Below are 14,255 nucleotides of genomic sequence, written 5' to 3'. Positions count from 1 at the left end.
TGCGCCTTGGTGCCGTGTTCGGCCGCGCCGGACCGGGCGCCGTCTTTGGATCGCGCCCGTCTTATCGTGAAGCCGGGCGCGGGAACAAGACCCGCTCGACACGCGCCGTGGCCATAGCGCGGCACCCTGTCGCGCGAGGCTCGGAACGCTTGAGGCGCGGCACAGCGCGGCGTAGTCTGAACCGAACGGTTCCGGCCTGTCGCCAGGGGCAAAGCCCCCAAGCCCGGCGCGCGTTCATCCGAAGAGCGCCCGCCCCCCCCGTGTCCGTGGCGGGCCCGATGGCCAAAAAGGACGCGCCATGAAACCGATCCCCGTCATCACCGCGATCCTTGTGGCCGCCTTTCTCTACCTCTTGGTCATCGATCGCGACAGGCTCAGAGCGATCGCGCAGATCGCCAGCGGCGAAGAGGCGGCAGCGCTGCAAGATGAGGTGGAGCCCGCCCCCGGCATCGGCGTGGTGGCGCTGCGCAGCACCGCGCGAGAGGTCGATGACGCGGTGGTGCTGCGCGGGCGCACCGAGGCCGCGCGCGAGGTCGAGGTGCGTGCCGAGACCGCCGGTCGGGTGATTTCGGAGCCGCTGCGCAAGGGGGCCTTCGTCGAGACCGGCGACCTGCTCTGCGTGCTCGACCCCGGCACCCGCGAGGTCGAGCTTGCCGAGGCCGAGGCCCGGCTGGGCGAGGCCGAGAGTCGTCTGCCCACGGCGCAGGCCGCGCAGGCCGAGGCGCAGGCCCGGCTGCGCGAGGCGGAGATCAACCTCAGCAATGCCAAGCGGCTCAGCGAGGGCGGCTACCAGAGCGAAACCTCGGTGATCAGCGCCGAAGCCGCGATGGAGGCGGCGGCGGCGCAGGTCCAGAGCGCCGCCTCGGGGCTCGTCTCGGCCGCCGCGGGCATCGACGCGGCGCGCGCCGCCGTGGCTGCCGCGGAGCGTGAAATCGACAAGCTGTCGATCCGCGCCCCGTTCAAGGGGGTGCTCGAAACCGACACCGCCGAGCTTGGCCTCCTGATGCAGACCGGCGCGCCCTGCGCCACGATCCTCCAACTCGATCCGATCCGGCTCGTGGGCTTCGTGCCCGAGGTCGATGTCGACAAGATCCGCAATGGCGCCCCGGCGCGTGGACGGCTCGCCAGCGGCCGGGCGCTCGCGGGCGAGGTGCGCTTCGTGTCGCGCTCGGCCGACGAGACCACGCGGACCTTTCGCATCGAGGCGGTGGTGCCCAACCCCGATCTCGAGATCCGCGACGGACAGACGGCGGAGATCTTCATCGACACCAATGGCACGCAGGCCCATCTGCTGCCGCAATCGGCGCTGACGCTCGATGATGCGGGCCGGCTCGGCGTGCGGCTGGTCGAAGGAACGGCGCAGACGCCGGTGGCACGCTTTGCCCCCGTGGCGCTCCTGCGCGATACCGTGGAGGGCGTGCTGGTGGCCGGGCTCGACGCGCAGGCCGATGTCATCGTGGTCGGGCAGGAATACGTGACCGACGGGGTGCCCGTACTGCCCAGTTTCCGGGACTCCGCGCCATGACCGGCATCGTCGATTGGGCCGCCTCGCGCGCGCGGATGATCCTCGCCTTCATCGTGCTCAGCCTCGTGGCGGGGGGCGCGGCCTATGTCGGCCTGCCCAAGGAGGGCGAGCCGGATATCGAGATCCCGGCGCTCTTCGTTTCCGTCCCCTTCCCCGGCATTTCGGCCGAGGACAGCGAGCAGCTTCTCGTCAAGCCGATGGAGACCCGCCTGTCGGATCTCGACGGGCTCAAGACCATGACCGCCACCGCTTCCGAAGGCTATGGCGGGGTAGCGCTGGAGTTCGAGTTCGGCTGGGACAAGACCAAGATCATGGCCGATGTGCGCGACGCGATGAATGCCGCCGAGGCCGAGTTTCCAGACGGGGCCGACGCCTGGTCGGTCAACGAGATCAACTTCTCCGAATTTCCGATCATCATCGTCAACCTGACCGGCGCCCTGCCCGAGCGCACGCTGATCCGCGTCGCCAAGGATCTGCAGGACCGGCTCGAGGGGCTCGACGCGGTGCTCTCGGCCGGGCTGGTGGGCCAGCGCGACGAGATGCTCGAAGTCGAGATCGACCCGCTGAGGCTCGAGGCCTACAACGTCACCGCCGCCGAGCTTTTGCAGATCGTCACCAACAACAACCTGCTGATCGCGGCGGGCGAGGTCGAGACGGCGCAGGGCGCCTTTGCGGTCAAGATCCCGTCGAGCTTCGACGAGCCGCGCGACATCTACGAACTGCCGGTCAAGACCAATGGCGACCGGGTGGTGACGCTGGGCGATCTCTCGACCATCCGCCTCACCTTCGAGGACCGGACCTCGACGGCGCGCTTCAACGGCGAGACGACCGTGGCGCTGCAGGTCGTCAAGCGGCGCGGTTTCAACCTGATCGACACCGCGGCGCTGGTGCGCGAGACGGTCGCGGCGGAGCAGGAGAGCTGGCCCGAGGAGCTCAGGATGGCGATCGAGGTCGGCACCTCGAACGACCAGAGCCGGCAGGTTGCCTCGATGGTAAGCCAGCTCGAAGGTTCGGTGCTGACCGCGATCGCGCTGGTGATGATCGTGGTGCTGGCCGCACTCGGGCCCCGCCCGGCGCTGCTGGTGGGCTTCTCGATCCCGACCTCGTTCCTGTTGTGCTTCGCGCTGCTCGCGGTGATGGACATCACCATCTCCAACATCGTGATGTTCGGTCTGATCCTCGCGGTAGGGATGCTGGTCGACGGCGCCATCGTCGTCGTCGAGTACGCCGACAAGCGCATCTCGGACGGGGTCGGACCGATGCACGCCTATGTCGAGGCGGCCAAGCGCATGTTCTGGCCGGTGGTCTCCTCGACCGCGACGACGCTTTGCGCCTTTCTGCCGATGCTGTTCTGGCCCGGCGTGGCGGGACAGTTCATGGGCATGTTGCCGGTGACGCTGATCTTCGTGCTCTCGGCCTCGCTCGTCGTGGCGCTGATCTACCTGCCGGTGATGGGCGGCGTGCTGGGCCGGATGAGCCGCAGCTTCGGACATGCCTCCGACGTCTTGCGCCGCCGCCTGCCTTGGGTGGCGCGCGCGGCCTTGGTCCCGCCCGCTGCCGGGCTGATCTTCGTCGGGCTGATGCTGGCGCTCAACCCGGGCTACCTCTCGGGCGAGGCGCGCCCCGCGACCGGGCTGGTCGAGGCGGCGCCGGGGCTGGCGCTGGCGCTTCTTGGCGCGATCGCCACCACCGTGACCGGCGGCGCAGCCAGGATCCGCCGCGCGCCAAAGCGGGTGCGCGCGGGCTACCGTCGCTCGCTCTTCGGGCGCGTCATCGCGCTGATCGCGGGCAATCCGGTGATGCCGCTGGTGACCATCGCCGCCGTCGGCGCCTTCGTCTTCTCGACCTTCACCTACTTCGGCACCCACAACAACGGCGTGGAATTCTTCGTCGAAACCGAACCCGAACAGGCGATCATCTACGTGCAGGCGCGCGGCAACCTCAGCCTTGCAGAAAAGGACGCGCTGGTGGCCGAGGCCGAGGCCCGCGTCGTGGACTTCCCCGGCGTCGGCTCGGTCTTTGCCTTTGCCGGCGAGGGGGGGCTCAACTCCAATACCGCCGGTGCCGGCGGCCCGGCCGACGCGGTGGGGCAGCTGCAGATCGAGCTGGTGCCATGGGAGGAGCGCACCGCCTATGCCCGTGCGAGCGGCCATGATCCTGCCGTCCTCGACGGCGACGTGGTGTTCGAGCGGCTGCAAGCGGAGCTCGAGGACATTCCCGGCATAAGGATCGAGATCCTCGACCTCGCGCAGGGGCCCGGCGCCTCCAAGCCGGTGAACCTGCGGCTTACGGGCGATGATTTCGAGGCGCTGCGCGACGCCACGGCCCAGGCGCGCGCGCGCTTCGAGCAAACCCCCGGCCTGACGCTGATCGAGGACACGCTGCCGCTTCCGGGGATCGACTGGCAGATCGACGTCGACATCGAGAAGGCCGGACGCTTCGGCGCCGACGTGGCGACGGTGGGCGCGATGGTGCAACTCGTCACCCGCGGCATCATGCTCGACACCATGCGGGTCGACAGCTCGGACGAGGAGATCGAGATCCGGCTGCGCCTGCCCGAGGAGGACCGCGTGCTCTCCACCCTCGACAGCTTGCGGGTGCGCACGCCCTCGGGGCTGGTGCCGCTGTCGAACTTCGTGACCAGAACGCCTGTGGCCAAGCTCGCCGAGATCACCCGCGTCGACCAGCAGCGCTATTTCGAGATCAAGGCCGATGTCGCGCCGGGTCTGGTGAAGCTCACCGAGGATGGCGAGACCCGGATCGTGGCGCAGGACGAGATCGGCCCCGCGCTGCAGGGCCGTATCGACGCGGGCGAGGTGAGCCGCGCCTCGGTCAATGCCAACGAGCGGATCGAGGTGTTGACCGACTGGCTCGACACCGCGCCCCTGCCAGGCGACATCGGCTGGGAATGGACCGGCGATCAGCAGGACCAGGCCGAAAGCCAGGCTTTCCTGCAATCGGCCTTCGCCGGTGCGCTGGGGCTGATGTTCATCATCCTGCTTGCGCAGTTCAACAGCTTCTACAACGCCATGCTGGTGCTTCTGGCGGTGGTCATGTCCACCGCCGGCGTGCTGATCGGCATGCTGGTGATGGATCAGACCTTTTCGATCATCATGACCGGCACCGGCATCGTGGCGCTGGCCGGGATCGTGGTGAACAACAACATCGTGCTGATCGACACCTACCAGGACTACGAGCGCTACATGCCGCGCACCGAGGCGGTGATCCGCACCGCCGAGGACCGCATTCGACCCGTCTTTCTCACCACGCTGACCACCATGGCGGGCCTCGCGCCGATGATGTTCGGCCTCAGCCTCGATTTCTTCGGCGGCGGCTACACGATCGACAGCCCCACCGCGCTGTGGTGGAAGCAGCTCGCCACGGCGGTGGTCTTCGGCCTCGGCATCGCCACAGTGCTGACGCTGGTTTTCACGCCTGCCATGCTGGCGCTGAGGATCTGGGCCGCGCGCTACGCGCATTGGATGGCGCGCCTGCTGGCGCGGCTCTCGATGGGCCGGGGCAGCCGGGCGGCGCGCGATTGGGCGCTTCGTCGCGAGGCGCGCCGGATCAAGGCACCGGAGATCATCTGGGAGGACGAAAAAGGCCCCGTCATCCCCCCTGCGCCGACGCTGCGGGCCGCGGAATAGCAAACGAAAAGGCCGCCCCGAGGGCGGCCTTTGGGCGCCTTGCGGCGAGGGTCGCTCAGGCCGCCTGCGCCGCCTTTTCGCCCCGGCCCAGCGCCAGCAGCGCGAGGCTTAGCGACATCACCGCGCAGCCCGCGATCACCGCGACCATCGGCAGCGCCGTGCCGTTGAAGAACGGCCCCGTCACCGCGACCATCAGACCGCCCGTGAGCATCTGCAGCGTGCCGCCCATGGAGGAGGCGAGGCCCGCGATCTCGCCATGCGGGTCGAGCGCCATGACCTGGCTCGTCGGGATGACGAGGCCGAGGCAGGCGTTGCCGCACAGCAAGAGCCCCATCAGCACCGGCAGCGTGGCGTAGCCCGCCGCCGTGATCGCCAGCAGCGTCAGCGCAAAGAAGGCGAAGCCCATCAGCGCCAGCCGCAGCATCCGGGTCAGCCCGATGCGGCGGCCCAGCGGTGCTGCGAACTGGCTCGCGCCGAAGAAGCCCACCGCATTGACTGCAAAGGCGAGCGAGAACTGCAGCGGCGTCAGCCCGTATTGCTGCGTGTAGACGAAGCTCGCGGAGGCGATGAAGACAAAGAAGCTTGCCATGCCGAAACCCGACACGAAGGTCAGCGCCATGAAGGTCGGGTCGCGGAACAGCCGCCTGGCCGAAAGCGCGAGGATGCGCGGGCGCACCTTCCGGCGGCGCTCCACCGGCAGGGTTTCCTTCAGCGCGAAGATGGTGAGCAGCAGCGCCAGACCCGCGACGCCCGCCAGCGCCCAGAAGATGCCCCGCCAGCCGGTGAAGCCCATCATCAGCGCGCCGGACAGCGGCGCCAGCATCGGCGAGACCGAGATGACGAGCATGATCATCGCCACCAGCCGCGTCGCCTCGTGGCCGGTGTACATGTCGCGCACCATGGCGCGCGGCACCACCATCAGCGCCGCACAGCCAAAGCCCTGCAACGCCCGGAACGCCACCAGCCACGGCAGGGACGGCGCAAGCGCGCAGCCGATAGTGGCCGCGAGGAAGATCGTCACGCCGAGATAGACCGGCCGCTTGCGGCCCAGCGCGTCGGCCATCGGGCCGTAGAGCAGCTGCGCGAGGCCGAAGGCGAGGAAATAGGCGCTGATCGTCGCCTGCGCCGCGGCCTCGTCCACGTTCAGATCGGCGGCGAGACCCGGCAGGCCGGGGAGGTACATGTCGATGGTGAAGGGGCCCACGGCAGAGAGCAGGCCCAGCACCACGGCGGTGCGGAACATCGGGGATAACATGGTGCTGTCCTTGAACTCCGCGCGCCTTGCGCCCGGAACGTCGATTGGCCTGCACGCAGCAGGCGACTCGCGCGCAGACTAGACCGATCGGTTCAGTGGCGCAATCAGGCCGCCTCGGCCTCCTCGGCCTGCTGGCGCGACCAGAGCTGCGCGTAGCGGCCCTCCTGCGCCAGCAGATGCTCATGAGAGCCGGATTCGACCACTTTGCCCGCCTCCAGCACCACGATCCGGTCGGCATCTGCAATCGTGCTCAGCCTATGTGCGATGGTGATCACAGAGCGCCCCTGCCCCATGGCGCGCAGCTGGCCCTGGATCTCGCGCTCGGTATCGGTGTCGAGCGCGCTGGTTGCCTCGTCGAGCAGCAGGATCGGCGGATCCTTGAGCAGCGTGCGCGCGATGCCGACACGCTGCTTCTCGCCGCCCGAGAGCTTCAGCCCCCGCTCGCCCACGGTGGTGTCGTAGCCCTCGGGCAGCGACTGGATGAAATCGTGGATCTGGGCGGCGCGCGCCACCGCCTCGATCTCCTCGCGCGTGGCGCCCTCTCGGCCATAGGCGATGTTGTAGAGGATCGTGTCGTTGAACAGCACCGTGTCCTGCGGCACCACGCCGATATGGGCGTGCAGGCTGTCTTGGGTCACATCGCGCAGATTTTGCCCGTCGATGCGGATCGCGCCCCCCGTCACGTCGTAGAAGCGAAACAGCAGCCGCCCGATGGTCGATTTGCCCGCACCCGAAGAGCCGACGATGGCGACCGTCTCTCCCGGCGCCACGGTGAAGGAGACCCCCTTGAGGATGCCGCGCGCCGCCTCGTAGCCGAAGGTGACCTCGTCGAAGACGATCTCGCCGCGCGGTACGGCGAGCGGCTTGGCATCGGGGCTGTCGGTCACCTCCGGCGGCTGGTTCAGCAGTTCGAACATCTCGCCCATGTCGATCAGCGCCTGCCGGATCTCGCGGTAGACCGTGCCGAGGAAGTTGAGCGGCATGGTAATCTGGATCATGTAGGCGTTGACCATGACGAAATCGCCCACCGTCAGCGCGCCGTTCTGCACGCCGATGGCGGCCATGACCATGACCAAGACGAGGCCGCCAGTGATGATCAGCGACTGGCCGAAGTTGAGGAAGGCGAGCGAATAGTTGGTGCGCACCGCGGCAGCCGCGTATTTCTCCATCGCGCTGTCGTAACGCGCCGCCTCGCGCTCAGCGGCGCCGAAATATTTCACCGTCTCGAAATTGAGCAGGCTGTCGATCGCCTTTTGATTGGCGTCGGTGTCCTGGTCGTTCATCTGCTTGCGGATTTTCACCCGCCATTCTGTCACCTTGAAGGTGAAGGCGACGTAGAGGAGGATCGTGCCCAGCACCACGACGAGATACCACACGTCGAACATGAAGAAGAGCACCACCGCGACGAGCAGAAGCTCGAGGATCAGCGGCCCGATCGAGAACAGCAGGAAGCGCAGCAGGAACTCGACCCCCTTCACCCCGCGCTCAATGATCCGGCTCAGCCCCCCGGTCTTGCGCCCGATGTGGTAGCGCAGGCTCATCGCGTGGATGTGGCGGAAGGTGCGCAGCGCGAGTTTTCTCAACGCCCTTTGCCCCACGGGCGTGAACACCACGTCGCGCAGCTGCTGAAAGCCCACATTGGCGAGCCGGGCCAGCCCGTAGATCAGCGTCAACCCCGCCGCGCCGATGGCCAAGAGCATCGCGGCGCTTTCGCCCTCGCCCGCCAGCGCATCGACCGCGGCCTTGTAAAACAGCGGGGTGGCGACGGCGATCAGCTTGGCAAACACCAGAAGCGACACGGCAAGCACGACGCGCCGCTTCACCCATCCCTGTCCCTCGGGCCAGAGATAGGGGATCACCTGCCGGATCGTGTCCCAGCCCTTGACCGGCTGGCCCGAAAGGTTGGCATCGGTCTTGGGCAGGCGTCGCATCGGCTGGCTCCGGGGCTGGCGGCGGAACGCCAAGGGTAGGATGCGAGGCCCGGGATGGCCAGAGCATGACCGGCGCTTGAGCGCGCGTGCCGGGCGCACTAGGACACGGGCATCCCATTCAACCGGAGTTCCCGTGATGCCCCTTCCCGCCTTTTCCGCCTCCGTCTGCGTCTTTTGCGGATCGCGCCCGGGGCTGCGCCCCGCCTATGAAGCCGCGGCGCAGGAGACCGGCGAGATGCTGGCCCGGCGCGGCTGGCGGCTGGTCTACGGCGCGGGCGACGTCGGGCTGATGGGCACGGTCGCGCGGGCGGCGCAGGGCATGGGTGGATCGAGCTTCGGGGTGATCCCGCGCCATCTCGTAGATGCCGAAGCCGGCAAGACCGATCTCGACACCTATGTCGTCACCGAGACGATGCACGAGCGCAAGAAGGTCATGTTCATGAACGCGAATGCGATCGTGATGCTGCCCGGCGGCGCGGGCTCGCTCGACGAGTTCTTCGAGGTGCTGACATGGCGCCAGCTCGGCCTGCACGGCAAGCCGATCCTGCTGCTCGACACCGAAGGCTATTGGCAACCGCTGCGCCAGCTCATAAATCACGTGATCGACGAGGGCTTCGCCGACGACAGCCTCAAGGGCTTCATCCGCTACGTGTCGAGCGTGAAAGCGCTGGAAAAAGCGCTGGAAGATATGCTCACAGCGTAGAGGACCGCCCCGGGGAGGGCGGTCCTGTCGGCGTTTATCCAGCGATCTCGCTGGCGATGGCCTGCTCGATCTCGGCAATGGGGTGATTGGTCAGGGTCTTGGGCACCTCGGCCACCACCGTATCGGCCACCTCCTTGTGCAGCTCGGGGCGCAGCGCGCCCAGAACCTGCGGGCTGGCGACGATCACCAGCTTTTCGAAACGGCCCTTGTGGACCTGACGGTACAGGATGTCGGCCAGATCGGCGGCGAAGCGGTCCTTGGCGAGCTGGTGGAAATCGGTCTCGGCAAGCGCCGTGCGCTGGCCGGGGCCGCCATCGGCCTGACGGCCCGCCTTGTCGGTGGCCTGCTCGCGGTCGGGCGGGTTGTCCTGCTCCTCCTTGCGCACGACGCGCAGGTTGGGGTGCTGGTCGTCGGTGACGTTTTCGAGGATCAACGCCTTTTCCCCATCGGCGACGAGGATCCACGTTCCATTGTCGATCTTCGCCATCACTCGCTGTCCTTCTCATCGGACTTGCGCACACGGGTCGCGCCCGCGTCGTCCTGCTCGGCACGCTTGAGATCGTCACGCGTGCCCACCTTGCGGGTCAGGTCGCCGCCCTCGCGGCCCGGCTGATTGCCGGCACCCGCCTTGTCCTCGTCGGTCACATAGGCGTCGGTTTCCTTCACACCGTCCTTGGATCGTGCCCTGTCGGCCATGGGAGCCTCCTGTCTTGCGTTCGCGGAACCAACGATTGATGCCCTTTCGGAGTTCCGGGGCCGGATCGGCGGCAGCGCCACGAAAAAGGCCCCCGCGCCGCAGCGCGAGGGCCCTGGAAGCCGCCCGAAGGGCCGCCGCCCGCGATTAAATGCGCGAGGCGACGTTCTCCCAATTCACGAGGTTGTCGAGGAAGTTCGAGATATAGGCCGGGCGCTTGTTGCGGTAGTCAATGTAGTAGGAGTGCTCCCACACATCGAGGCCCAGAAGCGCGGTCTGGCCGAAGCACAGCGGGTTCACGCCGTTCTCGGTCTTGGTGACCTTGAGGCCGCCGCCTTCGTCCTTCACCAGCCAGGCCCAGCCCGAGCCGAACTGGCCGGCGCCGGCGGCGGCGAAGTCTTCCTTGAACTTGTCGACCGAGCCGAAGCTCTCGGTGATCGCGCTTTCCAGCTCACCGGGCATCTTGCTTTCGTTCGGGGTCATCATTTCCCAGAACTGGTTGTGGTTCCACAGCTGGGAGATGTTGTTGAAGATGCCGTTCTGGGCGACCGACGACTTGTCGTAGGTGCCGCGGATGATCTCTTCCATCGACTTGCCGTCCCACTCGGTGCCGGCGATCAGCTTGTTGCCGTTGTCGACATAGGCCTTGTGGTGCAGGTCGTGGTGATATTCGAGCGTCTCCTTCGACATGCCCTTGGAGGCGAGCGCGTCGTGGGCGTAGGGAAGATCGGGAAGTTCGAAGGCCATGTCGGTCTCGCTTTTCTGCCAGTGGTGGATTTGCGCCACATAACAGAACCCCTGCGCTGCAAAGGTCAATGGGAAGCGGCCGAAAATCGGACGCTTGAAGGCCCGATCAAAGCCAGTCGAGCCGCTCGCGGAAGGCGCCGCGCTCGGGGAAATCGCGCGCGTGGCGGTCGCACAGGACGCGCGCCTCCTCGTGCCGCTTGAGCGGGCGGCACAGGGTGATCAGCCGCTCGACCGGATCGGGGCGCGTGGGCGCCAGATCGGCCGCGCGCAGCAGCACAGCATGCGCTCCGCCGAGATCGCCCAGCCGCCGCGCCGCCGTCGCCTCGAGCATCAGCGCGTCGATGCTGGTCTCCACGAGCTCGCGCTGCTGCCGGGCCAGGTCACGCAAGGCCTCGTGGTCGTCCAGCCGCGCCAGCATCCGCATCGAGGACAGCAGCGCGTCGAGAGTCATTCCGCCCTGGGCCTCCGCGCCCTGCGGCCGGACCACGTAGCGGTCGAGCACGTTCGACATAATCCGATTCACGAGATCGGGCGAGACATGGCGATAATCGTTCCGCGACCAGGCGACGGCGGGATTCGACAGGGTGACGAACTCGTAGGAGGGGAAATAATCCACGCCCTCGCGCGTGGTGACGAATTCCTCGATCGCTGCGCGCTGCACGGATTTGGAATAGGCGTTGGCCACAAGCACGTCCATCTCCCTGAAGGTCGCCAGAAGCGGCACGGGCGAGACGGTCACCAGCATCTTCAGCGACTTTTGGCGGTGGCGCAGCAGCAGCGCGTGCAGTCGCTCGAGCCCGTCGAGCACGTCGGCATAGCTCAGCACCCGAAACTCGAAACGCTCGGGCTCGGCCTTCACTGCCGCCTGCGGTGGCGCGACGTTGAGATAGAGCCGCAGCTTGCGATCGTACCAGGTCTCGACATAGCCCAGCGTCACGATCACCACGTCGGCCTCGGCCACGCGGGCCATCGCGTCGAGATAGCGATGCCGGAAATCGAGAATCTTCTCGACCGGAAAATCGAGCCGCGCCATGCCGAGCTGCGCATCGCTGAACCGGCCGCCGCCGTTGTCGTAGAGGATTTCCGCGCCAGGAAAGCTGTCGCGTTCAAGCGCCCAGCCCAATTCGTTGAGCACCGAGTGGATCGAGTACTTGTTGAAGAAATTGGCCGCGTCGCCCAGGCTTTCGCCGATCTCGCCCAGCTCGAACTCGCGGCTGATGATCCGCCGCCCGGCAGCATCGAGCGCGCGTTCGACATTGCGTGCAAAGCACGAGCCGATGGCGAAGATCGTGTCGCCATCCTCGATCGCGAAGCTCGGGCTCGCGGTGGGTGCCGCCAGCGGATAGAGGCGATCGCCGTCGCGCTCGGGCGAGGGGTAGCGGCGCAGCCGGTTGCCGCGCGCCCGGCCAAAGGCTTCGGTGGCCGGGACGGCTTCTATGTTGCGATCCATGGCGCGGGCTCTCCTTGGGCTTCGGTCCGAGACTAGCCACGGCTCTGGGGCCAGACAACATCACGCGCGGGGCAGAAATGCGGCCCATGCCGAGGATGGCCCTGCCCGCGCCGCAAAAGCGGCGTAAGACGGTGAAAGGGTCCGGCCGGGCCTCACTACCACGAAGGACCGCTCATGCCCGACGACACGACACGCGCCCCCGACCTCTCCGGTTCGATCGCCCACAGGATCCGCCGGCTGGATCGCGCCCTCGTGGTGCCGCCGCCCGAGGGCGGGCCGAACCGCTCGGTGCAAAGGTCCGGGGTGATCAGCGCGGAGGGGTTGGCTGTCGAAGAGGCCGTGACCTGGCGCGGCGACAGGCCCGTCACCGTGCCGCCCGCCCTGCCCGAGGGCCCGGTCGATGCGCTCGCCGGGCGCTGGGTCTTTCTCGGGCCGCTGTTCGGGCATTTCGGCCATTTCCTGGTCGAGAGCATCTCGCGGCTCTGGGCGCTCGACGCGCTGCGCGGCGAGATCGACGGGGTGCTCTACGTGCCCAAGTTCCAGCACAGGGTGCAGCACGTCGCCGAGACCTACCGCCCCTTTCTCAGGGCGCTGGGCGTCGACGTGCCGATGCGCAGCCTCGAGCGGCCGACGCGGGTGGAGCAGCTGCACGTGCCGCTGCAGGGCTTTGGCATGTTCGGGATGATCGAGGGCGCGCCGGAGTTTCGCGATTACATGCGCCGCCACGCGGGTCGCGACATCGCGCCCAAGGGCGCGCGCAAGATCTATATCTCGCGCAGCGCGCTGCCGCCGGGCCGCGGCTCGATCCTGGGCGAAGCGCGGCTCGAAGCCTGGCTCGAAGCCGAGGGCTACGAGGTGTTTCACCCGCAAAAACACGATCACGCCACCCAGATCGCAGCCTACAAGGCCGCCACCCATGTGATCGCCGTGGATTGCTCGCCATTGCACCTGCTGGCGCTTGTCGGCAACTCCGAGCAGCGCGTCGGGATCATCGCGCGGCGCCCGGGGGGCTTGGGCGCGCTCTTCGCCCGGCAGATCCGCGCCTTCACAGGCGCGCAGGCCGTCGCGGTGGATGCGCTGCGCCGCAACTGGATCGAGCAGACCGCGCAACGGCCCGACCGGATGAGCTGGGGCGAGGTCGACTTCGCACAGGCGGGGGCCGCGCTGGGCGATGCGGGGCTGATCGCAAGGGGGCGGGACTGGTGTGCGCTTGACCCGGCGCAGGTCGAAGCGGAGGTGGCCCGGCTGTCCCCGTCAACCCGCAGCGGGCTCAAGCCCTACGAGGGCTGATCCCGGTCCGGCACGCTCCAGAAGCATTGCATGGAAAAAAGGGCGGCGGCCCGCATGGCCGCCGCCCCTTTCGATCCGCACTTATCAAGCGCGCGGAAGACGTGCTTACTGCACCACCTCGGCGTCGCCTTCGACTTCGATGACGTCGGCGCCTTCGATCTCGGCTTCGGTCTCGTTGATCTCGGCCTCGACCTCGGCTTCGGTCTCCTCGATCTCGGTGCCGATTTCGGCCGCGGTCTCGTCGACCTCGGCTTCGATGGCCGAACCCGTCTCCTCGACGTTCTCGATCACGGTGTCATCGGTCTCGAGCACCGATTCCTCGGCGGTTTCGGATTCGACGCTGATATTGGTCTCATCACCGATCACGTCGGTGTTCTCGACCTCGTTGCCACCTGCGAACAGCCAGTAGAGCACGAGGACGGCCACCACGAGGCCACCGACGATGAGCGCGATCGAGGTGCCCCCCTTCTTCGGCGGCGGGTTGGTGTTGTTGTGGTTCGTGTTCGGGTCGGACATGCGAGATGCTCCGTTCATGTGTCATTTGACGGGGCAACGTTACCCTGATCGGCCCGGTTCCTGAGTTGATCAAATTATTGTTGGGTCGGGATTCGCGGCCAGGGGAGGATTTCCCCGAAGCTGCAGTGGTTTGGCGGCGCCGCTTGAGACGCAGCATCGGCCCGGGGGGTTTCTTGACGTGCCCGCGCGCGCTAGGAGAGCCGCGAATGAGAGGTCACCATGCTGTTCTGGATCATTGCCGCCGGCCTGTCGGCCATCGTACTGGCCGCGCTGCTCGCCCCCTTGCGGCGGCGCGACACGACCGAGGCCCCGGCCCCGGACGTCGCCTTCTACAAGGGTCAGATGTCGGAGATCGAGAACGAGCACGAGCGTGGACTGCTCTCGAAGGAGGAGACCGAGCGCGCCCGCACCGAGATCGCCCGCAGGCTGCTCGCCGCCGACAGGTCAGACCGGACCGTGGCCGCCGGTCGCGGCCCGACCTGGCCCGCCGCCGCGCT

12 protein-coding genes are annotated in these 14,255 nt (G+C 67.6%); 5 read left to right on the top strand and 7 right to left on the bottom strand.

Annotation, left to right across the window (positions count from 1 at the left end):
• Positions 1–298 precede the first annotated feature (298 nt).
• Together NHG85_RS14815 and NHG85_RS14810 are read left to right on the top strand one after the other, a co-directional pair.
• A complete protein-coding gene (locus NHG85_RS14815; protein ID WP_253333712.1) occupies positions 299–1,525 on the top strand; it encodes an efflux RND transporter periplasmic adaptor subunit in 1,227 nt (408 codons plus the stop codon).
• Positions 1,522–5,172: an efflux RND transporter permease subunit gene (locus NHG85_RS14810; RefSeq protein WP_253333710.1), complete on the top strand. Its 3,651-nt coding sequence runs from the start codon at positions 1,522–1,524 to the stop codon at positions 5,170–5,172. The genes NHG85_RS14815 and NHG85_RS14810 overlap by 4 nt, the downstream gene beginning before the upstream one ends.
• A 55-nt stretch (positions 5,173–5,227) precedes the next feature.
• Here NHG85_RS14810 and NHG85_RS14805 read toward each other — a convergent pair whose 3' ends face one another.
• Both NHG85_RS14805 and NHG85_RS14800 read right to left on the bottom strand, forming a co-directional pair.
• Positions 5,228–6,427 (bottom strand): multidrug effflux MFS transporter, encoded by a 1,200-nt coding sequence (locus NHG85_RS14805; protein WP_253333707.1) that lies wholly within the window; start codon positions 6,425–6,427, stop codon positions 5,228–5,230.
• Between the two features lie 104 nt (positions 6,428–6,531).
• The gene (locus tag NHG85_RS14800; protein ID WP_253333705.1) at positions 6,532–8,358 is read right to left on the bottom strand and encodes an ABCB family ABC transporter ATP-binding protein/permease; all 1,827 of its coding nucleotides are present in this window, start codon (positions 8,356–8,358) and stop codon (positions 6,532–6,534) included.
• A gap of 136 nt (positions 8,359–8,494) precedes the next feature.
• On the opposite strand from NHG85_RS14800, the gene NHG85_RS14795 reads away from it, so the two are divergent.
• A complete protein-coding gene (locus NHG85_RS14795) occupies positions 8,495–9,061 on the top strand; it encodes an LOG family protein (RefSeq protein WP_253333703.1) in 567 nt (188 codons plus the stop codon).
• Positions 9,062–9,095: 34 nt separating this feature from the next.
• Here the strand turns inward: NHG85_RS14795 and NHG85_RS14790 are convergent, their stop codons facing one another.
• The 4 genes from NHG85_RS14790 to NHG85_RS14775 form a co-directional block, all read right to left on the bottom strand.
• Positions 9,096–9,548, bottom strand: coding sequence for a host attachment family protein (locus NHG85_RS14790; protein ID WP_253333702.1), 453 nt, complete (start codon positions 9,546–9,548; stop codon positions 9,096–9,098).
• Complete coding sequence (locus NHG85_RS14785; protein ID WP_253333700.1) at positions 9,548–9,757, bottom strand: hypothetical protein; 210 nt, start codon at positions 9,755–9,757, stop codon at positions 9,548–9,550. Before NHG85_RS14785 ends, NHG85_RS14790 begins: the two co-directional genes overlap by 1 nt.
• A gap of 145 nt (positions 9,758–9,902) precedes the next feature.
• A complete protein-coding gene (locus NHG85_RS14780) occupies positions 9,903–10,502 on the bottom strand; it encodes a superoxide dismutase (protein ID WP_253333698.1) in 600 nt (199 codons plus the stop codon).
• 106 nt (positions 10,503–10,608) lie between these two features.
• Positions 10,609–11,952, bottom strand: a complete 1,344-nt coding sequence (locus NHG85_RS14775) for a GSCFA domain-containing protein (RefSeq protein ID WP_253333696.1) — start codon at positions 11,950–11,952, stop codon at positions 10,609–10,611.
• A gap of 174 nt (positions 11,953–12,126) precedes the next feature.
• On the opposite strand from NHG85_RS14775, the gene NHG85_RS14770 reads away from it, so the two are divergent.
• On the top strand, positions 12,127–13,242 hold the full coding sequence (locus tag NHG85_RS14770) for a glycosyltransferase family 61 protein (RefSeq protein ID WP_253333694.1): 1,116 nt from the start codon (positions 12,127–12,129) through the stop codon (positions 13,240–13,242).
• Between the two features lie 105 nt (positions 13,243–13,347).
• On the opposite strand, the gene NHG85_RS14765 is transcribed toward NHG85_RS14770, so the two are convergent.
• Positions 13,348–13,758 (bottom strand): hypothetical protein, encoded by a 411-nt coding sequence (locus NHG85_RS14765; RefSeq protein ID WP_253333692.1) that lies wholly within the window; start codon positions 13,756–13,758, stop codon positions 13,348–13,350.
• A gap of 219 nt (positions 13,759–13,977) precedes the next feature.
• On the opposite strand from NHG85_RS14765, the gene ccmI reads away from it, so the two are divergent.
• A partial coding sequence (ccmI, locus tag NHG85_RS14760; protein WP_253333690.1) for a c-type cytochrome biogenesis protein CcmI occupies positions 13,978–14,255 on the top strand: 278 nt, incomplete at its 3' end.

It is taken from the genome of Limimaricola litoreus, assembly GCF_024159025.1.
Taxonomy (GTDB): Bacteria; Pseudomonadota; Alphaproteobacteria; order Rhodobacterales; family Rhodobacteraceae; genus Limimaricola; species Limimaricola litoreus.
Note: the sequence above shows the minus strand (reverse complement) of the source record. Positions and strands in the feature narration are given on the sequence as shown.

What these genes read in the sequence shown, in the direction of transcription:
- NHG85_RS14795 (WP_253333703.1), top strand. Translation starts at nt 8,495, where the DNA reads ATGCCCCTTCCCGCCTTTTCCGCCTCCGTCTGCGTCTTTTGCGGATCG.
- NHG85_RS14775 (WP_253333696.1), bottom strand. Translation starts at nt 11,952, where the DNA reads ATGGATCGCAACATAGAAGCCGTCCCGGCCACCGAAGCCTTTGGCCGG.
- NHG85_RS14785 (WP_253333700.1), bottom strand. Translation starts at nt 9,757, where the DNA reads ATGGCCGACAGGGCACGATCCAAGGACGGTGTGAAGGAAACCGACGCC.
- NHG85_RS14780 (WP_253333698.1), bottom strand. Translation starts at nt 10,502, where the DNA reads ATGGCCTTCGAACTTCCCGATCTTCCCTACGCCCACGACGCGCTCGCC.
- NHG85_RS14800 (WP_253333705.1), bottom strand. Translation starts at nt 8,358, where the DNA reads ATGCGACGCCTGCCCAAGACCGATGCCAACCTTTCGGGCCAGCCGGTC.
- NHG85_RS14765 (WP_253333692.1), bottom strand. Translation starts at nt 13,758, where the DNA reads ATGTCCGACCCGAACACGAACCACAACAACACCAACCCGCCGCCGAAG.
- NHG85_RS14805 (WP_253333707.1), bottom strand. Translation starts at nt 6,427, where the DNA reads ATGTTATCCCCGATGTTCCGCACCGCCGTGGTGCTGGGCCTGCTCTCT.
- NHG85_RS14815 (WP_253333712.1), top strand. Translation starts at nt 299, where the DNA reads ATGAAACCGATCCCCGTCATCACCGCGATCCTTGTGGCCGCCTTTCTC.
- NHG85_RS14810 (WP_253333710.1), top strand. Translation starts at nt 1,522, where the DNA reads ATGACCGGCATCGTCGATTGGGCCGCCTCGCGCGCGCGGATGATCCTC.
- NHG85_RS14770 (WP_253333694.1), top strand. Translation starts at nt 12,127, where the DNA reads ATGCCCGACGACACGACACGCGCCCCCGACCTCTCCGGTTCGATCGCC.
- NHG85_RS14790 (WP_253333702.1), bottom strand. Translation starts at nt 9,548, where the DNA reads ATGGCGAAGATCGACAATGGAACGTGGATCCTCGTCGCCGATGGGGAA.